This is a genomic window from Hominisplanchenecus faecis (genome assembly GCF_020687205.1).
Lineage (GTDB): Bacteria > Bacillota > Clostridia > Lachnospirales > Lachnospiraceae > Hominisplanchenecus > Hominisplanchenecus faecis.
In genome coordinates, this window is record NZ_JAJEQE010000046.1 from 1 (window position 1) to 25,272 (window position 25,272).

A 25,272-nucleotide genomic window follows, 5' to 3' on the forward strand; every position below is an offset into this window, starting at 1 on the left:
GTATACTATAATTTCTGATTTTTGGCTACCTTAACCCACCGTCTAAAGCCAGTGGGATTGCGGTAGCCTTATTTCAAGTCGAACGCACGTGAGACTTGGCACGCGATTCTGGTCAGCTTTGCTGACATTCACAATCCGCTTCTCTGCGTTCAAAAAAACATCCTCCCCGCAGGAAGGATGTTTCTTTACTTCACATCTTTCAGATATTTGTTTAATACATAGCCGGTCGTTTCGCCATATTTGATTTCTGCCCATCCATTATCCAGAACTCTGACTCTGGTCACTTTGTCACCTTTGTCAAGCATACCGATAATCTCTGCATCTTCGGAAGAATCTGCACGGACATTCAGCACATCTTTTGCTTTCATGACTTTATTGGCTTTCACACCGCTATCTTCTGCATCCGGAATCGTAATCTCTGTCTCCGGCTGATCCATCTCCTGGACAATCTTCTGAAGCTCATCGTTGCCGGAAACGATCTCCTGATACTTGTCATTTACATCTTTGATAAGAGCCTGTACATCTGAATTCTGGATTACTTTCTCGATATAATCGTTGGTGTCCTGATCAGACTTCCAGTCAGCAACACATAATCCGCCGTTCTCATCTGGTTTCAGATACAGACAGACCACACTCGGAACCAGTTCCTCGACATCGCCTACTTTTGCTTCATAATAAGCAAATACAACATAGGAATTGTCCACCGGACCTTTCTTGGAATACACAGCAATATTATTATAGCTCTGTATGATAGAACTCTCAATTTTCTGCTTATCGCTGTCACTTAAGGACTCTGTCATGCCTGACAGCGTATCCAGGTCTTTGTTGCCCATTGCTGTATAATATTTCTGCACAGTCTCAAGAACGGTCAGATCATTTTCTGTCAAAGCCTCTTCCGTCTCTGTCTGAGCCTGTGTCTCTGTGCCGGTCTCAATCGTCTGGCTTCCTGTCTCAGAATCTGATGTTTTCTTTCCGGAACCACCAGTCAGCTTCACTGCAAACACAATGACGATACCGGCCAGTACGATTGCCAGTCCGATCAGGATATATCTGAGGTTATCTGACAGCCATTCTTTTAAACCACCCAAATTTCTACCTCCATTTGCTGTTGCGGTTTTTTCAAATATAAAAAACGCACCTGGAGGGATTCGAACCCCCGCCACATGGTACCGGAAACCATTGCTCTATCCCCTGAGCTACAGGTGCACATTTTATACATGAATGCTTCCGCACATACTCATGTAAAATCTTTCTTTTGGAAAAATTCTTTTTTATTATAACATGTTTTTTTCAAAAAGTAAAGCAAAATGGAGATTTTTCAGTAATCAGTGGGGGAAAGCCATCGTTAAATGATGCGTTTTGGCATCGTAGTGGTAGACCTGATCTGATAAAACCTCTTCCAAAGGCACCTGTGTGAGATTGATCTCACGCACCATGGAAAGCAACTCTGCGGCCTCCGGTGCTGCTTCTTCCGGAACCAGAATGCACTCGTGAACGCTGCTTGGCAGCACATAGAACGATCCCTCTAACAGTCTGGCTGCTTCCTGAAGAATATGGTCATACAAAATGCCGCATGCCCCAAGACAGCGTTTCTCATTCGTCATCACGTACATCGGAATCTCTTCCTTCAGAAAATCCAGTTTTTCCCCTTCCGGAAGCATCTCCCTGATCAGCTCTGACATTTTATATACATGCATCGGCTGCTTTTCTCTGGTGTTTTCCCTGGCATATTCCCACAGTTCTTCTTTTGTGACCTCCCAAAAATCCAGATGCTCCTGACGGATCAGGATACTTCCGCTGCCAAACATCTCATTCTCAAGCACGTAATAAAAGACAACCGCAAGATCCAGATAAGGAATATACGGTACTTCCGCAAGCAGTTTTTCGTTTCGCCCTCTGCCGATGATTTTGCAAAAGATCTCGTTCTTTATATTATCAAATTTCAGAAAATGTCCTGCATCCAGCGATGTATTGTTTCTGCACTCCTGATAGATATGCTGAACTTTCTCCGCAAGCTCCGGAATCGTCGCACCATCTCTGAACGCATGATAGTAATCTTCAAGATAAACAGAAGGGGATACATCATAATCGTTCTCCCGGATCAGAAAACAGTCTTTGGTAACTCCATTATTTTTCGTAACTTTATGAAACAGAATCGTCGCTTCCCCAATGCGGCTTTCTATTTCCTTTTGAAGATTTTCGATAAATTCTTTGTAACTCATACACAGTCCTTTCCTGCCATGCAGAAAAGCCCGGTTGAATGGATTTTTCTTTGTAAATTTACCGTTACATATTAGCATAATTTTTATCATATTGCAAGTTATTTTTAAATATTTTTTTGATACATAAAAAATATGACTAATCAGAACGCACTATGTAAAATAAAAAAATACCGTGCAAAATAGAAAAAGCAGTACATAGAAAACAGAACGCCATAACAATACGAAAACAATCTGCTGACACGCTGCGTTTCCTGTTCGGTTCGCTCGCCGATTAGCCGCCCTTCCGCCTAAACTCGCAGCTTTGCTGCTCAAACAGCGGCTCTTCGGGGCGGCAGCATCGCAAACCTCACGACGGAAGCCTTGCTACCGTCAGTGCGACTTGTTTTCGTACGGTTATGGCTGTGCTGTTTCACATGCACTGTTCATCAGATTCCGGCCGGAAATATCTTTCTGCATAGATGCCCCTGGCCAGCCAGAAACTTTGGGCAATGTGCAAAATGAACACTTCCCAAGAAGGTACTCGAACATGGCCGGTACTTTGCGACCGTATTTTGGTCGCTTACGTACCGCTGCCAATGTGAGGTAGCGAGAGCGTGCCTTCGGGGAATTCGTTCATTTGCACATTCACATTTTTCTATGCAGCTGCTACTGCATACTCCATCGCACATCATAAAATCCGGATGCATTGCTTTTCTTTGACGCACGCACCACTTTGATATAGTAAGTCCCTTTCTTCAAAGCAACCTTTTTCTGAAAATCTTTTGCGTCATTTTTCAGGGAAGCCATGCATATTCCATTTCTGCAACCCGGTCCGTAAAGATAGAATCGAAATGCATCGGTACCGATTGCTGCCAGCTCGATCTTGACTTTTCTGTTTTTCGCAAGCTTGAACTTGAACCAGTCTGCACTTCCTGCTTTTTCGCCTGCTGTCACAAGTCCGGATACTCTTTTCTTATGAGCAATCTGATACGCTGTCTTTTTACTGTCTCCTCCAAGGTCTTTTACTTTCTTTACTCCTGCCGAAAGAGAATAATAACTCTGATTTTTTACCTCAATATAATAAGTGCCCGGATCCACTCCGTAAACGATAAACTCTTCCGTGCTGACATAGCTTCTTTTATATGGCTCGAGAGACCGTTTCTTACTGTCACACAGGCGAACTGCCATACCATACGGCGTTCCGTCTTCTGCGATCGCTGCCCCTGCAACGATCAGGATGCCTTTTTTCTTTACTTTTACCCTGTGGTAAACAGTTCCTTTTCCACGTTTCATAGTGCCGATATGGATATACATACCGGAGCCGACACTTTCCATATTGACGGTTTTTGTTGATGCTGCATACGTCGTTGTTTTCATACACAGGATCAGTACAAAAGCTGCCATCAGCATAAACAGCTTACGCACCATTGCATGTTCTCCTTTTTTACGCTCTTTCATTCCTTTTTCTCCTTTCCGCCTGTTTTTTCTCTTTTCCCTTTTTTGCCTGCGAAACACTTCATCGCAAGGCAATTTTGGTGTTTTCATCATACCATATTTCAAAGCCCCGCACAATAAAAAAAGCTGCCGCAGCATATCTTTCGATACACCGCAGCAGCCGGTTCAATCCAAACACACTTCAGCTAAAACAGCCTTATACTCTGGACAGATATTCGCCTGTTCTTGTGTCAATTTTGATCTTGTCGCCACGTTCTACGAACAGCGGTACGTTTACGTTAGCACCTGTCTCAACCGTTGCCGGTTTTGTTGCTCCCTGAGCTGTATCACCCTTGAATCCAGGTTCTGTCTCTGTGATCTCCAGTTCTACAAACAGTGGCGGTTCTACTGCAAATACATCACCGTTGATGGAACATACTTTTACCATTTCGTTGTCTTTAACAAATTTCAGTGCATCACCGATCGTGTCTTCGTTCAGTGCAACCTGGTCATATGTCTCAACGTTCATGAAATAGAACAGATCTCCGTCATTGTACAGATACTGCATATCTACTCTGTCGATACGTGCCTGTGGGAATTTTTCTGTCGGACGGAATGTTTTTTCTACTACACCTCCGTTGACAATGTTTTTCAGCTTTGTGCGGACAAAAGCTGCTCCCTTACCTGGTTTAACATGCTGGAACTCCAGAATCTGATATACGGTTCCATCAATTTCCAGTGTAATACCATTTTTAAAATCTCCTGCTGATACCATCTGATCTTCCTCCTTATTTTCGAAACGGACATCGCAATCCGCTTATAGCACTTCTGTTATCGGCTGTCCGCATAGTCTCATCTTATTTTATAATAAAACCTGCACTTTTTCAACTGTTTTTTACAGTTCTATCAGTTCTTTTGGTGAATGTGCAAGATTTCGGCACCCCTTTTCTGTGATCACGACCAGATCTTCGATCCTGACACCGCCAAATTCCGGGATATAGATGCCCGGTTCTACTGTCATCGTCATATTTTTCTGCAATACACTGTGGCATTTTGGTGACAGTCTCGGTTCTTCATGGATAAAAAGTCCGACGCTGTGCCCAAGTCCATGTCCGAAATACTCGCCATAACCTGCTTCTGCAATGAGCCCTCTTGCCACCTGATCGACTTCCGATCCCGTCTTTCCGGCACAGATCTGCTCCAGTGCCGCCATCTGGGCTTTCAGAACGATCCCGTAGATTTCCTTCTGTTTTGAAGAGGCTTCTCCAAGCACTACGGTACGTGTCATATCCGAACAATAGCCGTCATATCGGCATCCGAAATCCATGGTGATAAAATCACCCTTTTCCAGTTTTTTTGCGGTCGGTACGGCATGCGGCATAGCAGAATGAAGTCCGGATGCCACGATCGTATCGAAACTGTTGCCTTCAGCCCCAAGTTCCCGCATATAATAATCCAGCTTTGCCGCGATCGTAAGTTCGGTCACACCCGGTTTGATGTCTCCTAAGATTTTCTGAAATGCCTGATCTCCGATCGCCTCTGCTTTTGCGACTTTTTCAAGCTCTTCTTCTGTCTTGATGCAGCGAAGAAGATTGACTTCTTCGCCAAGCTCCATCCACGTTGCTTCGTCTTTTGTCGGACTGCTGATCTTTTTAAAGTCTGCACAGGTCATCTGCTGATCTTCAAAACCGATCGTTTTTGTCTGATCTTTTCGGATACATTCTGTGATCAGCTCCCGGTAACCCTTCTCAGTGCTAACTTCCACAACGGCAAACTTCGGTGCCTCCTGTTTTGCCTGCGTGGTATAACGCGAATCGGTCATCAGCACTTTCTGATCGGCAGATATATAAAGATAACCGGTCGCACCGCCAAAACCACTTAAATATCGCATATTATATCCATCGGATATCAGAATCGCATCCAGATTTTTCTTTTTTAACAGCTCTGTCACTTTTTCTGTCATTCTTTTTCCCTGTCTTTCTTATAAAAATACAGAACAATCTTCTCCAGATAACGTTTGAGCACGATCTGAATCTCTTCTTTTGGATGGATCGGCTTAACCAGAATGGTGTGCATCCCTGCTCTTTTGGCACCCCAGACATCGGTAAAGAGCTGATCCCCCACAAACAGGCTGTCTTTTTCGGTGCAACCCATCATCTGCATTGCTTTCCGATAATTTTTCGTGGATGGTTTATGGGCATCTTCGATGTATTTCCCTCCGATGGCATCCGCAAACGGTTTCACACGCGGAAGCTGATTGTTGGAAATCAGACAGTAATCCATGCCAAGCTCCCTCAAATGTGCAAACAGGGCTTTTGCTTTCTGATCTGCCGGTGCTCCGTGCGGAACCAGTGTATTGTCGATATCAAAGAGTACTCCCCGATAGCCTTTCTTTGCCAGTTCAGCAAAATCAATGCTGTATGTTGAGTCCAGATATTCATCCGGATAAAAACGTTCCACTAACATAAATTCTCCCATGTTCTTACAGTCTTTGCAATACATGCCTGAACCTGTAAGAATCGTTCCATTTTCTCTGTTATTTTTCTAGGAAATCCTGCATTGCCCCGAAATGTTCTTTCATCTGCTCTATACCGTGCTGATAGAAATCTTCCAGAACTTCCGGTTTGGATTCCAGTCTTGAGACGGTCTTGCCCTGCGGCCGGATCACAAAAATCCTTCCTTCTTCCTCCCAGCGTTCCACCAGTTCCATGACTTCATTGTACTGACGTGCCCGGCGGCAAAGTGCCCTTGCCAGATTCGGATAATCCTTAAAAACCGTCTGATACATCAGAATATCCCGTTTGGATATGGTCTTGCGGTATCCTTTGCTTCTGGTCAGGATCAGAACGTTTTTGCGATAACCGCTTCGCATGCTGTGGATCAGCGGAATAGAATCTGCAATGCCTCCATCCAGGTACGGCACCCCGTCGATCTCTACCATCGGTGTTACAAGCGGCATACTGCTTGAGGCTCTGCAAAGCTGCATCAGCCGGTCTCCGTCTTCTTTTTCGCTGTAATATTCTGCCTGACCGCTCTCGCAGTTTGTCACCACGATCTCACAGGTCATATCGGATGCAAAGTAAGTATCAAAATCAAAAGGATGCAGTTCTTTCGGATCTCGCTCAAAGATCAGATCCATGTCCAGCAGACTTTTCGTCTGGAAAAAGTTGTGAAAATTGATTATTTTCCCGTCCTCGCCGGAACGGATCATACATGCCTTTGTCCTCCCGGGCTGTCTTGAAACATAGTCCACTGCATTGCAGGAACCGGCAGAAACTCCGATCACATGCGGAATATAGTACTCCTGCTCCATCAGATAATCCAGCACGCCGGATGTGAAAACCCCTCTTTTTGCTCCTCCCTCAAGGATCAATGCTGCCTTCTGCATTTCTTTCGCCTCCTCATCGGTTTCTAAGTTGAGAGTATAGCTCAAAACTTTTCATCCCGCAAGTATATCTGTCATTTTTCTGTACATACTGAATTCAGAAATGTCTCTGGCATTCTTGCTGCGAGGTGTACATCATGCATCGCATAACCTGTTTTTGAAAGGAGCAAGCCCGTGAAAACAGAATTTCTTTTATTATCCCTGATTTTTTCCTTCACAGCCGATGTTCTTTTTCTGAAGACTCCCTTTGAACTTACGGCAATCTTGTTTTTTATCGCAGTGCAGTACTGCCATCGCCGTCTGCAAAACGGTTCTTTGCTCTCTTTTACCGCCGGCGGCTTTTCTGGCATGTTCTTCCTGCTTTTGTTCTCTTATTTCTGGCATATAAAAAGCAGCCTCCTTACGGCGGCCGCCTTTTTCTATATCGCACTGCTGACCTGGAATCTGTGCAGTTCTTTTACGGTGAAACGACAAAATACGCCCACTCTGCTGCGAATCTGCCTTGTCATGCTTCTTGCCTGCGATCTGAATGTCGGATTTTTCAATCTGCCCCGCTTCTGTGGTGATCTTCCGCATTCTCTTGCTTTTTACTGCACGCACATCGCCGGAAAGCTGATCTGGCTTTTCTATCTTCCAAGCCAGTTAATCCTGCTTTACCTGTTCTTTCGCTTCCCCAAGAAGAATCCATCTTCCGTTCTTCTCTGATCCTTCTCTTTTAAGCCAGCCCTGCTTTTTCATTTTGTCGATATCACGCAGAATGGTACGCTTTGTGACCTGAAGCTCCTGCACCATAGCACTGATCGTGATGCGTTCGTTCTCTGCCATCATTTTCAGGATCTGCATCTGACGCTCCTGCGGCGTGAAACGTTCACCGTCAGCACTTTCTTTTTCCTGCGGATCATTTACATCCGTTTTTGAAAATGCTCTGTTTTCCGCTGCCAAAGGTGTCTTTACCACAGCTTCTTTTACCAGTTCCTGTCTTGTTTTGCCGGATTTTTCTTTCTGCCAGGTCATCCGGCAGATGCCGTCGTGTTCTTCTTTTGTCAGTCCATAGCTGTCCTCTTCTGATGCAATACCAAACTCACAGAAATATTTCTTCAGCATCGGATTTCCGAAACGTCCCATGCTGACTGCAAACTCTGCGGTAAGCTTCTGCGATGATGCCGTGATTTTTGCCGGATACGCACTCGTATATTCTCTGGACAAGAGAAATTCACTGACAAATGCTTTCGCCGTCTCTTCTCCGACTGCCGGCTGCAGAAAACGGATCAGTTTTTCTGCCTCATCCAGAAGATTCGTCTCCATATTCAGACGCTGCGTTTCTCCGTCCACCTGCCGCTCACAGGTAACTGCTGTATTGGCGAAAAGATTGCGAAGCGTCATATCTTTTCCGAACAGAAGGCCTGCCAGAAGGCGAAGACCACGTTCTCCCGTCTCATAATTGATACCGGAAAGATTCATTTCTTTTAAAAGGGCATGATTTTCCAGCCTGCCAAACGGATGCTCTTCGTTTTTCATCAGCAGCAGTGCTTTTGCCCTCTCGATCAGACTGTCTGAAAGATCGTTTTCCCGCATAAACGGATAGATTTTGCGTTCTGTGTAAATCTCCTGTTTCTGCACATAAAGTCTTGTCAGCTCTTCTTTTCGTTCTACACGGATATTTTCTATTCCTCTTCTTACAAAAACCTTTCCGCGAAGAGCATGGACATTCGCACTTTCCGGAACATTCAACACCAGGACATATTTGCCGTCCACGATCTCACGCACCGGTTCCATCTCAAACGGCGGCTGGAAGGTGTCTGCATTCTGAGTTGCCATCTTCAGTGCCTGGATGATATCCGGGATTGCCCGTTCTTTAAATCCATATACTTCACCGCTTTCATCTACTCCCAGCAGAAGTGTTCCTCCTCTAGTATTCAGAAATGCACAGATTGTCTCAAACACATTTGTATGGATTCCATCCTTGCAGCTTCTGAACACGGTATTTTCATTCTCTCCAACTGTGATCAATTTCTGTGCTGTCATATTTTCCTCCTTCATGACGCACTTGCTGCGTCAATAATGGTAGATTTGGAAGTTAACTTCCAAACTTTTTCCGCCTGAAATTTCCGGCGGATCACAGATTCGCCTTCTTTAAGACGGTTTTTCAGTTCCTCTGTCTCACCAAATAAATCGCAAAATATCTGATATTCATCCAGCAGCCCCTGACCGTGCAGCACCCTGTAGGCTCCGGCATCGCTTCCGGCTGCAAGCAGCACGCCCTTTTCCCAGGCACAGCTTACATTCGCCCTGGCAGAATCAAAAATCTTTTCCAGTTCTTCCTGAGGATATCTTCCACAGCCAAGCAGGTTGCCGGTCGTCACAAGCGTCGGTACCCAGACCGTCCCCTTCTCTTTCATGGCATCGATGCAGTCCCGGTCGATATAATTGCCATGTTCTATGCTGTCAGCCCCCGCAAGAGCTGCGGCACGTACGGCATCCGCCCCATTGACATGAGCCATGACCGCCATCCCCTCTTCGTGGGCAATGTGGATCAGTTCTCGGATTTCTTCCGGTGCAAGCGGCTCTTCTGACATCTGCCCGAACTGTTCATAAACCATGATCCCGGAGATCATGATCTTGATAAAATCTCCGCCGAGACCTTTTACTTTCTTTACTAGATCTCGGTATTCTTCCAGATCTTCCCAGGCACATCCGACGATCCTGCCGTAATGCCCTTTGCGATGAATGGCAAACATCGGGCTGCGGTAATCGATCCCATACTGTGGTGCGATCTTTGACGCATATTCGGACACATGCAGGGCATCTCCGCCATCTCTTACAAATGTAATCCCACGTTTCCGATACTCTGCAAATGCCTGCCGGATCGCCTCTTCGCTGACATGATTTTTATGCAGTGCCACTGCCTCTTTATAATTTCTGCCATTTAGAAAGATGTGAGCATGACATTCTCCAAACATTCGGTTCACCTCATTACATGCATCTTATTTTTTCTTTCTCTTCACACTCCATACGGACGGTACAAAAATCATCAGCATCGGGATCAGCTCCAATCTTCCGGCCAGCATATCAAAGCTTAAAACCAGTTTGGACAAATTGGAAAATCCTGAGAAATTGCCGGCCGGTCCGACCAGTCCAAGTCCCGGTCCGACGTTGTTCAAAGTCGCTGCCACGGCCGTAAAGTTGGTAACCAGGTCTTTCTCATCCAGTGAAACGATCAGAACCGATGCCACAAAAATAATCATGTATAATGCAAGATATGCATTTACGGAACGGATAACTTCGGTCTCCACCGTTCTTCCTTCCATACGTACACGCTTGACGCTTCTTGGATGCAGTGCCAGTGAAATCTCACGTCCGATGCCTTTTAACAAAAGCAGGATACGTGACACTTTGATACCGCCTCCGGTACTTCCCGCGCAGGCTCCGACAAACATCAGTGTCACCAGGATCGTTCTGGAAAAACCCGGCCACTGGTTGAAATCCACCGTACTGAATCCGGTGGTCGTGATGATCGATCCAACCTGAAATGCTGCATGGTGAAATGCCTGAAACAGACTCGAAAATCCCCCGGAAATATTGAAGGTGATCGCCAGGATGGAAGCCGCTATGATCGCCAGATATGCCCAGACTTCCGTCATACTGGAAACCTGCTTGATCTTTTTCTTCAAAATGCAGAAGTAGAAGGTAAAGTTGACACCAAACAGGATCATAAACGTAGTGATGATGCCCTGCTGCAGCATCGTATAGCCTGCACACCCATCACTTTTTATCGAAAATCCACCGGTACCGGCCGTACCGAATGTAATGCAGAGGGTATCAAACAACGGCATTTTGCTGATCAACAGCAAAATGATCTGAATCAGCGTCATACCAAAATAAATAGCATAAAGGATTGCTGCCGTATAGCGGATCTTCGGCACGAGTTTGCTCACGTTCGGTCCCGGACTTTCTGCTTTCATCAGGTGTACGATTGTTCCATTTCCTTTATTTGGAATAAAAGCAAGGATAAAGACCAGAATTCCCATACCTCCTACCCAGTGGGTAAAACTTCTCCAGAACAGACTGGCACGTGAAAGTGCCTCTACATTGGTCAGAATACTGGCTCCTGTAGTTGTAAAACCGGAGCTCACCTCAAAAAATGCATCGAAAAAATTCGGGATTTCTCCTGTCAGCATAAACGGGACTGCCCCAAATACAGAAAACCAGATCCATACAAGTGCAACTGCTACCAGACCTTCTTTGGTATACAGAGTAATCTTTTTCGGCTTGCGAAGTGTGCTGACCCCGCAGAATAATGCACAGATCCCGCAGGAGATCAGATAAGAAGAGAGAACACTTTCCCCGTAGATCAGCGAAACCAGGATCGGAAGCAGCAGAAAGAGTGCTTCGAACCCGCTCGCCATGCCAAGTATGTAAAAAATCATTCCATAATTCATGTTTTCACCCTTACCGTTCTTTCACAATATCGGATATATCATCCAGTCCCTGATTGGTCGTGACAACGATCACCTTATCCCCGATGCTCATCACGTCCTGACCGTTCGGCATGATCAGCACACCGTCACGGTAAATCGATGCGATCAGCAGATTTTTTTTCAGAGACAGTTTCTCAAGCGGAATGTCAAGGATCGGAGACGACTGCCGGATCACAAATTCCAGTGCTTCCACACGGTTGTTTACCAGGCGGTAAAGTGTCTCTACATTACTGCCGATGGTATTTTTCATGGCACGTACATAACGCACGATGTATTCTGCCGTCACATACTTCGGATAAATGATACTGTCAAGATCCAGTTTGTTGATGACTTCATCGAACGTGGTATTGTTTACTTTTGTGATACTCTTGATCTTCGGTGCATGCTCTTTTGCAAAGAGTGAGAGCAGGATATTTTCTTCGTCCACATCCGTCAGCGTCACAAAGGAGTCCATCCAGTTCACGCCTTCTTCCATGAGGACATCCTGATCCGTTCCCTCACCGCAGATGATCGTCGCCTTCGGCAGAAGGTCGCTTAATTCTTCGCATCGCTCACGGTTTTTGTCGATGATCTTGACATCAATGCCCATGGTCAGAAGCTGTTTTGCCAGATAATAGGCTGTTGTACTGCCGCCTATGATCAGGGTATCACGAACCTGATCCGTCTGGACTTTGATCTTTTTAAAGAACTGACTCGCCATTTTCGGCGGTGCCACGATCGACACGATATCACGCTCCTGCAGCACGACATTTCCATCCGGAATGATAACCTGATCTCCGCGGACAACGGTGCATACCAGCACTTCGCAGTGAATCTTTGCCCCCATATCTGCGATCCGCATATTATTCAAAACAGAGTTTGCCCCGATACGGAACTGCAAAAGCTCAATGTGTCCGTTTGCAAAAGTCTCGATCTTGATGGCAGATGGGAAACGTAAGATCCTTGCCATCTCGGAAGCTGCCGCCTGTTCCGGATTGATGACCATCGCCATACCAAGCTCTTCCCGGATAAAGTGGACTTCCTGACTGTACTCCGGATTCCGCACGCGGGCGATCGTCTGACAGCCGTTTCCGGCTTTTTTGGCGATCAGACAGCACAGCAGGTTCAGCTCATCTGAACCAGTCACGGCGATCAGCAGATTTGCTTCCCGGATGCCTGCCTCCAGCTGGACATTATGGCTGCTTCCGCTTCCTACCACGCCCATAATATCACACGCGTTTGATATATCCTGCACTTTTTCGGCATCTTTATCTACAATAACAATATCGTTTCCTTCATTACTCAACTGTTCTGCCAAGGTTGCTCCTACTTTTCCGCAGCCCACGATAATGATCTTCATTTCTTTTTCCTCACCTTGAATTTTCTGTTTTTCGATTTCCTTTCTCTCTCCAAATACAGGTAAGCCGAAAACGGCCACTGAGCTTTGTATCTGCTCTATGGCCGCATCTTCCGTCGGAAATTTCCTTTATTCTTCTGTTGTTTTTATATCCATAACCTGTTCCAGGATCTGTGCTGCGTCTTTGATACATCCGTCACAGGACCGCAGAACCTTGCCTGTCCCGATCCCTTTCAGATCCTTGCAGACCACGGAACCGTTCTTCTCTCCAAATTTCTGAACGATCTCTCTGCTGACACGATATGTCGCACCTTTTGTGACCGGTTCTTTTGTATTGCGGCTGCTCTTTAAAAGTCCTGTCACCATACAGGCTCCCGAAACGGCTCCGCAGGTACACTGCATACCGCCCATACCGGCTCCGAATCCTTCTCCTGCCGCAAAAATAAGATTTTCATCCACTCCCACCAGATCTGCATAGGCACATGCCACTGCCTGACAGCAGTTGTAACCCTTCCCATGATTCTCCAGCGCTTTTTCTACTCTGCTGCTCATTTTGATTCCTCCATTGTAAAACCACGTTTCTCACGCCGAATAATATTGCAATTTTACACTACTTTCGCTCAAATTACAAGAGGTATCAGGATTTTCACATAGAAATTCTCCCCTCTTGAGCCGTATTGAAACTGACCGCCACGGTTTTTGACTGTTTTTCTTACATTGTGAATCCCATATCCATGCATTCTGTCGTCTTTTTTAGTCGTCCGGAAGATTCCCTTTCTTACCTGTGCATGTGCTTCACAGCTGTTCTCCACGATCAGCATAAACATCGAATGATGTTTTCGTACTTCAATCTTTACCATGCGTTTTTCTTCTTCCAGCTTTTCACATGCCTCTATTGCATTGTCCAGAAGATTTCCAATCAGAATGCACAGTTCTTTATCTGCAAGAGCGATCTCTCCAATTATATCTGTCTCAATTTCATATAAAATTTTCTTTTTTTCCATGGCAAGCAGCTTATATTCCAGGATCATGTCAAGGATCAGATTCTGCGTCCACTGCCTGTGCCGGTCTTTTTCCAGCGGCCGCAGTTTTCCGATATATTCATGGAGACGCTCATACTCTCCTTTTTCTGCCAGCTTCCACATCACCAGGTTGTGATTGTTCATATCATGATATAAACGGCGGTTTTTTTCATATTCCATCGCCAGCTCTTCATACTGATGCTCTGCCATATCCACCCGCATCTGCAAAATCTCTTCTTTTTGTTTCATATCGTGGTAGATCAGATAAATCATGCACAGAATCCCCAGAAATACAACCATTGCCCAGATACTGCTCTTGAACACGATCTTACTGCTGCTCCCGAGCAGAACATTCTGGAAATAGAATACGGCAGAAGATCCGATCAGAAACAGCAGCGAAACGAGCATCCAGTTGACTTCGATCTCATGGCTTTTCTGCCATTCACAGATCCTCAATACCAGAATACAGACCATGATCCTGCTGATATTCAATGCCAGTATGCTGACCATCCCAACGTCTGCATACTCTGCTCCGATGCAGAACAGCAGTACAATCCAGGTGCGACTCAGTTCCTCCAGTACCTGAAAACAGCCAAACACCAGAAATGCCCGCCAGATGGAAACTCTTCTTACTGCCCACAGAAGCAGTGCCAGAATGCCGCTTTTGAATATAAAAATCTCAGCTGCCGAAACACCTGCTTTACCCAGGCATCTAAAAAAGACATTCATCCCCACCGAAGCACACAGATAGATCAGGCTTTCTTTTCGCTCTACCATTTCCGGCTTCAGACCTCTGGCAGACACATCACATATCAGAAACACTTCCAAAACCACGATCAGATACTCTGCAATTGCAAAATCAGTCATCCCCATCCTCTTTCCATATATTCACTCATTTTCTGCATGATCTCTCTGTTATGTCCTCTTCCTACCTTGATCAAATCCCCATTGTCCATCGTAAGCATTCCCTTTTCCAGGCGTTCCACATGAAGCAGATTCACAATATATCCCCTCTCTGCTATGACAAACTGCTCTTTCGGGAGTTTTCCGGCAACCTCTTTTAAAGATTCCCTGTTTGCCTTTTTTCCCTGAAGTGTCACAAAAATGGAATTCTTCTGTTCTTTATAAATATAACAGATCTCACGCAGTGCTACTTTTTCGAACACGCCTGCTCTTTTTACCAGATACTGTCCTTTGACATGTATGCCGATCTCCCGGCAGATCTGCCGCATCGTCTGTACCAGTTTCTTTTCCATATTTTCTTTGATAATATAATGAAATGCCCGGACTTCGTACCCGGAAAGTGCATATTTTTCGTATGCAGTCAGGAACACGATGTATGCCCTCTCCTGTATTTTTCTGATCTCTTTTGCAAGCTCCAGTCCATTCCCGTCCGGAAGTTCAATATCCAGAATATAAACCGTGAACAATTCCTGCGGCAGCTCACTTTGCAGCTGACTGAATGTAGAAAAACACTCAACCTGAAAATTTTCCTCTTTGAAATTCCGTTCTATCACTGCCTTCGTGCTTTCTCTGACCATATAGTCATCATCTACAATCGCTATTCGGTACATAACCAATTCTCCTGTATTTTTAAGTACATTCTCCTTATAGAATATATAGGAATTATCAGAAAAAATCAATTACTTTTGTGCCTCAGTCGAAAACAGGGAGCTCTTCTTCAGAGCTCCCTGTGCATAAGCTAGGCGGATACAACTCACACTCGTTTACTGACTCACACTTCAATCCCATATTCTAAAAGCCCACCTACCTGAGGTGATTATATGGTTTTTTGTCTATTTTGTACGCTTTTGTCCGTAAATTGTCTTTTTTTGTCCGTAAATTGCAAAAATGCCAGGATCATAAGCCAGAAACCACGATGTGCTTGCACAGGAGTGGTTTACGACTTAATGACCCACCCAGACATGAGCATAAAAGTGGAGCGTAAGCTTCACGATATGCGAATGTCGGACAGAATTGTGAGAGTACGAAGTACGGAAGCATTCGTATGGCATCTTTTGTCTATAATATCTTGCAAAGATATGTTATTCCTGATCCAGAATTTCTTTCAGAATTTTGTTAACACTCGCCGGATCTGCTTTTCCTTTCATGGCTTTCATGGTCTGTCCCACCAGAAATCCGATCGCTTTTTTCTTGCCGCCTTTGTAATCGGCCACCGACTGTGGATTCTCAGAAACAATCTGCTCGATAGTGGCCTTAAGTGCACCTTCATCGTTCACCGTTTTCAGTCCATGTTCTTCGATATAGGCTTCCGGATCAACATTCTCTTTGAAAATCTGCTCAAAGACTTTTTTCGCCACCGAACTGTTGACTGTTCCAGCATCTGCAAGATCTACCAGTTTTGCCAGATTTTCCGGTGCAAAAGAAAGATCTTCCGGATCCATGTTGTTTTCTTTTAACAGTCGCAGGGTCTCACCCATCAGCCAGTTGGATACTTTTTTCGGCTTTTTGCAGATTGCAGTTGCCGCCTCAAACAGATCCGCCATATGTTTGGAATTTGTGATGATCTGTGCATCATAATCCGGAATATCAAATTCTTTTTTATAACGTTCCAGTTTCTCGCTGCGAAGTTCCGGCTGGCGTGCCTTCACCTCTGCGATCCATTCGTCACTGATCACAACCGGTGTCAGATCCGGGTCCGGGAAATAGCGGTAGTCCTGGGCATCTTCCTTGGAACGCATGGTAAAGGAACTTTCTTTGTTGTCATCCCATCTTCTGGTCTCCTGAATGACCTTTCTGCCCGCCTCGATCAGCTCGATCTGACGCTCTCTTTCGCCTTCGATCGCATGAGCGATGGCTTTGAAGGAATTCAGGTTCTTCATCTCGGTTCTGGTGCCAAACTTTTCTGCTCCGACTTCGTGCACGGATAAGTTGACATCGGCACGCATCGAGCCTTCCTGCAGTTTGCAGTCTGATGCTCCGAGATACTGGATGATCTGACGAAGTTTTTCCAGATAGGCAATGACTTCTTCTGCACTTCGCATATCCGGCTCGGACACGATCTCGATCAGCGGCACACCGCTTCGGTTGTAGTCTACCAGGGAGCAGTCTTCCCACTCATCGTGCACCAGTTTTCCGGCATCCTCTTCCATATGGATTTCGTGAATCCCGATGATCTTTTTTCCTCCGGCTGTCTCGATCTCCACACCGCCGTCATGACAGATCGGCAGATACAGCTGTGAGATCTGATAGTTCTGCGGGTTATCCGGATAGAAATAATTTTTACGGTCGAACTTACAGTACTGATGGATCTGGCAGTTTGTTGCAAGTCCCACCGCAAGGGCATACTCAACCACCTGTTTGTTCAGTACCGGAAGGGAACCCGGCATACCGGTGCAGACCGGGCAGGTATGGGTATTTGGTGCTCCTCCGAAAGCAGTGGAGCAGGCACAGAATATTTTTGTTTTGGTCGCAAGCTCTACATGGACTTCCAGACCGATCACGGTTTCATACTGTTTACTCATCTTATTTTGCCTCCCCTTCTGCTGTTTTTGCAAGCTTTGGTGCTTCGTATTTCCTCGTCTGTTCATAAGCATACGCCGCACGGATGATATTCTTTTCTTTGAAGCAGTCCCCGATCAACTGCAGACCGATCGGCAGCCCTTTTGCATCTCTTCCGCACGGAACGCTCATGCCCGGAAGTCCTGCCAGATTAACAGAAATCGTATAAATATCACCAAGATACATTTTCAGCGGATCACTTAAAGAATCTCCGATCTTCGGTGCGGTATTCGGAGCCGCCGGTCCTAAGATCACATCATATTTGTCAAATGCTTTGTCAAATGTTTTTTTGATCAACGCTTTTGTGCGAAGTGCCTTCAGATAATATGCATCGTAATATCCGGAACTCAGTACAAAGGAGCCAAGCATGATACGACGTTTTACTTCCGCTCCGAAGCCCTCAGAACGTGTCTTTTTGTACATGTTGTGCAGTCCTTCGTAATCTTTTGCACGATAGCCATATTTCACGCCGTCAAATCTTGCCAGGTTGGAGCTGGCCTCCGCACAGGCGATGACATAGTAAGCCGGGATTGCATATTCTACAAGGCTTAAATCAAACTCTTCCACAATAGCTCCCTTTTCTTCCAGCACTTTTGCCGCAGCCAGAATTGCCTCTTTGACTTCTGGATCCAGTCCTTCTCCGAAATAATCTCTCGGAATGCCGATCCGCATGCCCTTCACATCATCCACAAGAGCAGAAGTGAAATCATAATCTTCCCGTTTTACGGAAGTGCTGTCCTTTTTATCGTAAGATGCGATCGCCTCCAGGATTGTCGCACAGTCTGTCACATCTTTTGCCACCGGTCCGATCTGATCCAAGGAAGAACCATAAGCGATCAATCCGTAACGGGAAACGGTTCCGTAAGTCGGTTTTAATCCTGTCACACCGCAGAAAGAACTCGGCTGACGGATCGATCCTCCGGTATCGCTTCCAAGTGCAAAGAGACATTCACCTGCTGCCACAGCTGCACAGGAACCGCCGGAAGAGCCGCCCGGTACGTGTTCCAGATTCCATGGATTTCTGGTCACACCATAGGCTGATGTCTCAGTCGTACTTCCCATCGCAAATTCATCCATGTTGGTCTTTCCGATGATTACCGCTCCGGCTTTTTCCAGATTTTTGACTGCCTCCGCTGTGTAAGTCGGTTTGAAGTTTGAAAGGATTTTCGAACTGCAGGTAGTTAAAACTCCCTCTGTACACATATTGTCTTTGACAGCTACCGGAACACCTGCCAGCGGACCGTCAAGCTCTCCTGCATCGATCTTTGCCTGGATCTCTTCCGCTTTTTTCAGGACTTTTTCTTTGTCTTTCCGTGTCACATAGGCGTGAACGTCTCCTTCCACTGCCTCAATCTGTTCGAGTACGGCACTTACAGCTTCTGCAACTGTAATCTCTTTCGCTTTGATCTTTTTGCCAAGCGTCACTGCTGTCAATTCTGTTATCTTCACTGTGTGCCTCCTATTCTACCGTTCGCGGTACTTTATATGTTCCGTCTTTTTCTGCCGGTGCATTTTTCAGCATATTGTCTCTGTCATCGCCGTTTGTAACCACATCCTCACGAAATACATTGTACACCGGGAAAATATGGGACATCGGCTCTACACCTGCTGTATCCAGTTCATTTAATTTATCAATATAATCCAGCATGCGTTCCATATCTTTCCTGGCTGCTTTCTGCTCTTCTTTTGAAAGTTCCAGCTTTGCCAGAATGCCCACATACTCCATTGTCTCATCTGAGATCACATTTGCCATGTTCTTTCTCCTCTCTTTGCCGCCATATAAAATATCTTTTCTTTGCAATTTTTATTCTATTATCTGTCTTATTTTTGTTTTTCTATGGCTCCAGTCTGCTCAAGTCTCTCGGGAAGAGGGTTGTCTCTCTTACGTTGTCCTCGCCAATCAGCTGCATGGTCAGTCGCTCCAGCCCGATACCAAGTCCTCCGTGAGGCGGCATGCCATGACGGAACGTATCAAGATACTGCTCCAGTCCTTCCGTTGTCATTTTCTTCGCTTCGATCTTGTCAAGCAGCTGCTGATAACTGTGGATACGCTGTCCTCCGGTTGTAATCTCCAGTCCGCGAAACAGAAGGTCAAAACTTAAGGTAAATCTTGCATCCTGCGGATCATCCATCGCATAGAACGGACGCTTTTTGCTCGGATAATGTGTGATAAACACAAAATCTGCACCATAATCTTCTTTGAACAGCTCCCCGATCAGATGCTCTTCTTCCGGCTCCAGGTCGTATGGATTGCGGATCGTACGGTTGTATTTCTCTGCAACCATCTCTTTTGCTTTGTCAAAACGGACCGCCGGAATTTTCGATACATCCGGAAGTGTGATGCCAAGCATATCCAGCTCTTTCTGATAATCCTTTGCCAGAAGTTTCATCGTGTACTGTAAAAATCCGGTCTCCATCGCCATGATATCTTCAAATCCGTCAATGTATCCCATCTCAAAATCAAGAGATGTATACTCGTTCAGGTGACGTTTTGTGTTGTGTTTCTCTGCACGGAACACCGGTCCTGTCTCAAATACCCGGTCAAACACACCAACCATCATCTGTTTATAAAGCTGTGGGCTCTGCTGCAGGATTGCCGGTCTGTGGAAATACTCCAGTTTGAAGAGGTTTGCACCGCCCTCTGCACTTTTGGCCCCAAGCTTCGGTGTGTGGATCTCCGTAAATCCCTGCTCATAGAGGAAATCGCGGAAACCGCGGACCAGACCTTCCTGGATCTTGAATTTCGCACGTTCTCTGACATTTCGAAGAGAGATCGGACGCATGTTCAGTTTCGCTTCCAGTGAAGTATTCAGCTTCCATTTGGAAATCGGCAGCGGCAGCGGTTCATCCGGCTCGCTGAGCACTTTGATCTCTTTCAATCGAATCTCAATGCCGTGTGCGGCACGTTCTTCTTTGCGGATCGTACCGAGTACTTCCACCGCAGATGCCTCTTTGAGTTCTTTTAAGTCAAAGGCTGTCACACCTTCTTCAAACACGCACTGCACCAGACCGTCACGCTTACGCAGGATCACAAATGCCACATTTCCCATATCACGAATCGTATGCACGGCTCCGTTTACTTTTACCTCTGTGCCTTCTGCCTGCAGCAGTAACTCACCAATCTCCAATGTTTTTGCTTTTTTTACGCCTTCTAAATACTCCATCATAGTCTTTCGTCTCCTTTCAACTTTTCGCTGTCCGGGAAAAGAATGGAATAAAAAAGTCCCGAAACAGCACTGAACTGTTTCGGGACGGATAAACTTTATCCGCGGTACCACCCGCCTTGCAGATGAATCATCTGCCTCTCTTGACGTTTAACGCACGCTCACGTACCGCCCTACCTGTATCTCCTTCGAACGGTCTGCTCCGAAGTGTTCCCATCTTGCCGCTTCCGCCAAAAAGTGCTCTCAGTCGGTGACACTTTATTCCTGTCGGCTTTCACGATCATGAGTCTTCATCTCAGCATTTGCATGATGCCAGGGGCAAAAGCCTGAAACCACGATATGCTCGCACAAGAGTGGTTTTATGGCATCTCTTAATCGTTTTATCATTTTTATGATTCAAAATCATAGCACAAGTTTTTTCTGTTTGCAAGTATTTTTTATAAAAAATATCGTGTATTTTTTAACAAACGCAATAGTTTTTAAAGTTTTTTAATCCGATCGATTGCTTTTACAGTATTCTCGTAAGTACCGAATGCAGTCAGACGGAAATAACCTTCTCCGCTTGGTCCGAATCCGGAACCCGGTGTTCCGACCACGTTTGCTTTTTCCAGCAGATAATCAAAGAATTCCCAGGAATTCATCTGCTCCGGCGTCTTCAGCCATACATACGGGGAGTTCACGCCGCCCGCAACGGTATAGCCGGCTTCTTTGAGTCCGTTGAAGATATAAGATGCATTCTTGTGATAATATGCGATCTGTTCTGCGATCTGAGCCTTTCCAGCCTCGGAATATACCGCTTCTCCGGCTCTCTGGATGATGTAAGGTGCACCGTTGTATTTTGTGCCGTGTCTTCTTGCCCAGAGTGCATGCAGCTGTACATCGCCGCATTTGAGCTCTTTCGGGATAACCGTGTATGCAAGACGCAGTCCGGTAAATCCGGCTGTCTTGGAAAAGCTGCAAAGCTCAATGGCACAGGTTTTTGCACCTTCACACTGATAAATAGACACCGGGATATCTTTTTCTGTGATATAAGCTTTGTAAGCAGCATCGTAGATGATGACTGCACCTGCTTTATTGGCATAATCTACCCATACCTGAAGCTGTTCTTTTGTGATCGCCTCGCCGGTCGGGTTGTTCGGGAAGCACAGATAGATAATATCCGGAGTCTCTTTCGGCAGTTCCGGGCAGAAATTGTTTTCTGCGGTACAAGGCATGTAGATCACATCACTCCAGGTCTCACTTTTCGGATCGTAAGTGCCGGTTCTGCCTGCCATAACGTTGGAATCCACATAAACCGGGTAAACCGGATCACATACCGCAATTTTATTGTCCAGAGAGAAAATCTCCTGAATATTTGCAGAATCGCTCTTTGCACCGTCGGATACAAAAATCTCATCTGCTGCGATGTCACATCCGTAAGCTTCGTAATCATTCTTTGCGATCGTCTCACGCAGAAATGCATAGCCAAGATCCGGTGCATAACCTTTGAATCCCTCTGTTGTACTCTGCTCATCAACTGCTTTGTGCAGTGCTTCGATCACGGCCGGTGCGATCGGCTGTGTCACATCACCGATACCCAGACGGATGATCTCTGCCTGTGGATTAGCCGCTGTAAATGCATTGACTTTTTTCGCGATTGTAGAAAAAAGATAGCTTCCCGGTAACTTCAGATAATTATCATTTACTTTAAACATATGTGCCTCCTGTGATTCTCATTTCTGCCGGCAGTTCCGGCATTTTTATAAAGTGGATCTTCATCGCCCGCTTTTGCTTTTACTCATGGCAACCTTTTGCATCTGCCCTATATCGTTACAATTTAATTTCGCCGTCGAAGACGACTTCCGCAGGGCCCGTCATAAAGACAGTATTCTTCTGCTGATCCCAGAAAATCTCCAGATCTCCGCCAAGCAGTTTTATGGTCACCGGCTGATCTTTTACCACATAGCCATTCAGAATGGATGCCACTGCCACCGCACATGCACCGGTTCCGCAGGCAAGTGTCTCACCGGCTCCGCGTTCCCATACACGCATCTCAACAGTATGATCGTCCAGTACTCTGGAAAATTCTGTGTTGACACGATCCGGAAAACACGGATGCGTCTCAAAAAGCGGTCCGATTTTTTCAATATCCAGACCTTTTACATCGTCTATATAAACAACTGCATGCGGATTTCCCATAGAAACACCGGTCATGCGATATTCCCTGCCGCCTGCCGTGATCGCTTCATTGATGACCTGCGGATTTTCCGATACGATCGGGATCAGGCCTGCATTTAAGATCGGTGCCCCCATATCCACACGGACCGTCTTCACTTTTCCGTTTTCCACCTGCAGTTTCACGTATTTGATGCCGCTCTTTGTCGCAATGCTGATTTCATCTTTATCTGTAAGTCCATAGTCATAAACATACTTTGCCACGCAGCGGATCCCATTTCCGCACATTGCTCCCTGAGAACCGTCGGAATTATACATATCCATCTCAAAGTCTGCTTCCAGCGAAGGTTTGATCAGGATCAGTCCGTCCGAGCCGATCCCAAAGTGGCGGTCGCTGACCTTTCTGGCAACTTCTCCCGGATTTTCAACCGTCTCTTCCAGACAGTTGACATAGACATAGTCATTTCCTATGCCCTGCATTTTTGTAAATTTCATCTGTTCGCCATCCTTTCCTGGTCTGCCTGACGACAGTTTAATACTTCATCAGGGCAAAAATCATTTTTGCTGTCTCTACCATATTGTTTCCACTATCCATACTACATTTCTGCATATAACGATGTGCTTCTTCTTCTGACATATGGTTTCGCTCCATCAATAACTTTTTCGCATCCAGAATCACTTTTTTCTCTGCTTCGGAACGTTCCTTCGGCTGTGACTTCTGTCTCCGCCTGCGTCGATACATTCCGGCCGCCATCATCTCCAGCGTATTGGCAAGATCTCCGATACGCAGAGGCAGCGGCAGCGATACAATATCCCTGCGGTCGCAGGACTCCAAAATATGCATAGATGCTACCAAAAGCATCTGGAACGAAGATGCCAGACTTTCCCTCAAATCCGCATACATCATATCGTTAAAACGGTATCCGCAGATCACAATGCCGTCTTCCAGATTGTCTGTAATCTGCAATACCTGTGCACCGGTGCAGCATACACCGATCACGCTGTATCCATTTCTCGCCAGAAGGTTACGGATATTTTTCGCATCTTCCAGCTTTGGAAATACAACTATTATGTTTACCACTGTAACCCTCCTCCTCTTGTACAATCTTAAAAATCAAGATCCATCTCGGGAGGAAAATTTATATGCGGTAAAGATACTGATCCAGTTCCCATCCGGAAACCTGGCGGGAATATTCTGCCCATTCTTTCTTTTTCGCCTTGATATAACGCCGGCTGGTGTGTGTTCCAAGCACCTCTTTTACCAGCTCGTCCTTTTCCATTTCATAGACTGCTTCCAGAAGATTGTTCGGCAGGACATCAATCCCCTCTTCCAGGATCTCTTCTTCTGTCATATTGAAAATATTTCTATCAACAGCTGCCGGAGGCATGATCTGCTTCTGGATGCCGTCTAGTCCTGCTGCCAGGCAGACTGCCAGCACCAGGTATGGATTTGCCGACGGATCCGGACAACGCAGTTCTATTCTCGTGCCCTCCCCACGTTCTGCCGGAATGCGGATCAGCGGGCTGCGGTTTGTGCCTGACCAGGCAATGTAAACCGGTGCCTCAAATCCCGGAACCAAACGTTTGTAAGAATTGACCAGCGGATTGGTGATCGCACACATTCCCTTGACATGCCGCATCAGACCGCCAATAAAATAGTATGCTTCCTGACTCAGGCCATTTGGATCACAGTCATCCGCAAAAATATTTTTTCCATCCTTTGACAGGGACATATTGATGTGCATGCCGGAACCATTGATACCGGTCTTTGGCTTTGGCATAAAGCTTGCATGCAGTCCATGGCGTTTGGCGATCGTTTTGACTGCCAGCTTGAATGTCATGATATTGTCTGCCGTCGTCAGTGCCTCGTCATAACGAAAATCGATCTCGTGCTGTGCCGGTGCCATCTCGTGATGAGATGCCTCGATCTCAAATCCCATATCTTCCAGCGTCAGAACCATATCACGCCTTGCATTCTCACCAAGATCCATCGGACCTAAGTCAAAATAACCTGCACGTTCATGTGTGATCGTCGTCGGCTGTCCATTGTCATCCGTATGATACAAGAAAAACTCACATTCCGGTCCGACATCAAACTGATAACCAAGCTCTGCCGCCTGTTTTACCACTTTTTTCAGAATATATCTCGGATCCCCCTCAAACGGCTCCCGATTCGGACGGTACACATCACAGATCAGTCGTGCCACCTTTCCCTGCTGCGGCCGCCACGGAAAAACATTTAACGTATCCAGATCCGGATAAAGATACATGTCTGACTCCTCGATCCGCACAAAACCTTCAATCGAAGATCCGTCAAACATACAGTTATTATCCAGTGCCTTTTCCAGCTGGCTGGAAGTGATCGCCACATTCTTCATCGTTCCGAAAATATCCGTAAACTGAAGGCGTATAAATTCTACATCTTCCTCCTGCACAAGACGCAGGACATCCTGTTTTGTATACTTCATATATTCTGCCACTCAAAATGTGATTAAATATACTCACACCGAGATAATGTAGACCCTCACGAGTTCTACTTACTGCTTTATCGTGTATGCTTTGGATTGACCGAAATC

23 protein-coding genes and 1 tRNA gene are annotated in these 25,272 nt (G+C 45.9%); all 24 read right to left on the reverse strand.

What is annotated here, in order from left to right; all coding sequences use genetic code 11:
* Positions 1 to 185: 185 nt before the first annotated feature.
* The 24 genes from LKD42_RS11675 to glnA all read right to left on the reverse strand — a co-directional run bounded on the left by LKD42_RS11675 (position 186) and on the right by glnA (position 25,164).
* Positions 186 to 1,088, reverse strand: coding sequence for an SH3 domain-containing protein (locus LKD42_RS11675; protein WP_248835791.1), 903 nt, complete (start codon positions 1,086 to 1,088; stop codon positions 186 to 188).
* Between the two features lie 45 nt (positions 1,089 to 1,133).
* Positions 1,134 to 1,206 (reverse strand) — tRNA-Arg (locus LKD42_RS11680).
* Between the two features lie 119 nt (positions 1,207 to 1,325).
* Complete coding sequence (locus LKD42_RS11685) at positions 1,326 to 2,222, reverse strand: DUF5688 family protein (protein ID WP_173897385.1); 897 nt, start codon at positions 2,220 to 2,222, stop codon at positions 1,326 to 1,328.
* 645 nt (positions 2,223 to 2,867) lie between these two features.
* Entirely contained in the window at positions 2,868 to 3,659 is a 792-nt protein-coding gene (locus LKD42_RS11690) for a PPC domain-containing protein (protein ID WP_248835792.1), read from the reverse strand.
* 193 nt (positions 3,660 to 3,852) lie between these two features.
* A complete protein-coding gene (efp, locus tag LKD42_RS11695; RefSeq protein WP_022119940.1) occupies positions 3,853 to 4,410 on the reverse strand; it encodes an elongation factor P in 558 nt (185 codons plus the stop codon).
* A gap of 120 nt (positions 4,411 to 4,530) precedes the next feature.
* Positions 4,531 to 5,598: a M24 family metallopeptidase gene (locus tag LKD42_RS11700; protein WP_248835793.1), complete on the reverse strand. Its 1,068-nt coding sequence runs from the start codon at positions 5,596 to 5,598 to the stop codon at positions 4,531 to 4,533.
* On the reverse strand, positions 5,595 to 6,113 hold the full coding sequence (locus LKD42_RS11705) for a YqeG family HAD IIIA-type phosphatase (RefSeq protein ID WP_248835794.1): 519 nt from the start codon (positions 6,111 to 6,113) through the stop codon (positions 5,595 to 5,597). Before LKD42_RS11705 ends, LKD42_RS11700 begins: the two co-directional genes overlap by 4 nt.
* Positions 6,114 to 6,171: 58 nt before the next feature.
* On the reverse strand, positions 6,172 to 7,023 hold the full coding sequence (locus tag LKD42_RS11710; protein ID WP_147631733.1) for a patatin-like phospholipase family protein: 852 nt from the start codon (positions 7,021 to 7,023) through the stop codon (positions 6,172 to 6,174).
* Between the two features lie 192 nt (positions 7,024 to 7,215).
* A complete protein-coding gene (locus LKD42_RS11715; protein ID WP_147631732.1) occupies positions 7,216 to 7,620 on the reverse strand; it encodes a hypothetical protein in 405 nt (134 codons plus the stop codon).
* 42 nt (positions 7,621 to 7,662) lie between these two features.
* A complete protein-coding gene (locus tag LKD42_RS11720) occupies positions 7,663 to 9,045 on the reverse strand; it encodes an AlbA family DNA-binding domain-containing protein (protein WP_248835795.1) in 1,383 nt (460 codons plus the stop codon).
* Between the two features lie 11 nt (positions 9,046 to 9,056).
* Entirely contained in the window at positions 9,057 to 9,980 is a 924-nt protein-coding gene (locus LKD42_RS11725; RefSeq protein ID WP_248835796.1) for an amidohydrolase family protein, read from the reverse strand.
* 24 nt (positions 9,981 to 10,004) lie between these two features.
* The gene (locus LKD42_RS11730) at positions 10,005 to 11,459 is read right to left on the reverse strand and encodes a TrkH family potassium uptake protein (protein WP_147631729.1); all 1,455 of its coding nucleotides are present in this window, start codon (positions 11,457 to 11,459) and stop codon (positions 10,005 to 10,007) included.
* 10 nt (positions 11,460 to 11,469) lie between these two features.
* Positions 11,470 to 12,858, reverse strand: coding sequence for a Trk system potassium transporter TrkA (trkA, locus tag LKD42_RS11735; RefSeq protein WP_334301364.1), 1,389 nt, complete (start codon positions 12,856 to 12,858; stop codon positions 11,470 to 11,472).
* A gap of 105 nt (positions 12,859 to 12,963) precedes the next feature.
* Positions 12,964 to 13,386 carry a C-GCAxxG-C-C family protein gene (locus tag LKD42_RS11740; protein ID WP_215658900.1) on the reverse strand — a complete coding sequence of 141 codons (423 nt, stop codon included), beginning with the start codon at positions 13,384 to 13,386 and terminating at the stop codon, positions 12,964 to 12,966.
* 68 nt (positions 13,387 to 13,454) lie between these two features.
* Positions 13,455 to 14,723, reverse strand: a complete 1,269-nt coding sequence (locus LKD42_RS11745) for a sensor histidine kinase (RefSeq protein WP_248835798.1) — start codon at positions 14,721 to 14,723, stop codon at positions 13,455 to 13,457.
* Positions 14,720 to 15,430 carry a LytR/AlgR family response regulator transcription factor gene (locus LKD42_RS11750; protein WP_248835799.1) on the reverse strand — a complete coding sequence of 237 codons (711 nt, stop codon included), beginning with the start codon at positions 15,428 to 15,430 and terminating at the stop codon, positions 14,720 to 14,722. Before LKD42_RS11750 ends, LKD42_RS11745 begins: the two co-directional genes overlap by 4 nt.
* A gap of 471 nt (positions 15,431 to 15,901) precedes the next feature.
* Positions 15,902 to 17,341 (reverse strand): Asp-tRNA(Asn)/Glu-tRNA(Gln) amidotransferase subunit GatB, encoded by a 1,440-nt coding sequence (gatB, locus tag LKD42_RS11755; RefSeq protein WP_248835800.1) that lies wholly within the window; start codon positions 17,339 to 17,341, stop codon positions 15,902 to 15,904.
* A gap of 1 nt (position 17,342) precedes the next feature.
* Positions 17,343 to 18,827: an Asp-tRNA(Asn)/Glu-tRNA(Gln) amidotransferase subunit GatA gene (gene gatA / locus LKD42_RS11760; RefSeq protein ID WP_248835801.1), complete on the reverse strand. Its 1,485-nt coding sequence runs from the start codon at positions 18,825 to 18,827 to the stop codon at positions 17,343 to 17,345.
* A 10-nt stretch (positions 18,828 to 18,837) separates the two neighbouring features.
* Positions 18,838 to 19,131: an Asp-tRNA(Asn)/Glu-tRNA(Gln) amidotransferase subunit GatC gene (gene gatC / locus LKD42_RS11765; protein WP_147631723.1), complete on the reverse strand. Its 294-nt coding sequence runs from the start codon at positions 19,129 to 19,131 to the stop codon at positions 18,838 to 18,840.
* A gap of 82 nt (positions 19,132 to 19,213) precedes the next feature.
* On the reverse strand, positions 19,214 to 20,542 hold the full coding sequence (gene aspS, locus LKD42_RS11770; protein ID WP_248835804.1) for an aspartate--tRNA(Asn) ligase: 1,329 nt from the start codon (positions 20,540 to 20,542) through the stop codon (positions 19,214 to 19,216).
* Positions 20,543 to 21,021: 479 nt separating this feature from the next.
* Positions 21,022 to 22,236, reverse strand: coding sequence for an LL-diaminopimelate aminotransferase (locus LKD42_RS11775; protein WP_248835802.1), 1,215 nt, complete (start codon positions 22,234 to 22,236; stop codon positions 21,022 to 21,024).
* 115 nt (positions 22,237 to 22,351) lie between these two features.
* Positions 22,352 to 23,191, reverse strand: a complete 840-nt coding sequence (gene dapF, locus LKD42_RS11780) for a diaminopimelate epimerase (RefSeq protein ID WP_022119957.1) — start codon at positions 23,189 to 23,191, stop codon at positions 22,352 to 22,354.
* Positions 23,192 to 23,228: 37 nt separating this feature from the next.
* On the reverse strand, positions 23,229 to 23,777 hold the full coding sequence (locus LKD42_RS11785) for an ANTAR domain-containing response regulator (protein WP_147631721.1): 549 nt from the start codon (positions 23,775 to 23,777) through the stop codon (positions 23,229 to 23,231).
* A 58-nt stretch (positions 23,778 to 23,835) separates the two neighbouring features.
* Positions 23,836 to 25,164 (reverse strand): type I glutamate--ammonia ligase, encoded by a 1,329-nt coding sequence (glnA, locus tag LKD42_RS11790; RefSeq protein WP_248835803.1) that lies wholly within the window; start codon positions 25,162 to 25,164, stop codon positions 23,836 to 23,838.
* Between the last annotated feature and the right edge of the window lie 108 nt (positions 25,165 to 25,272).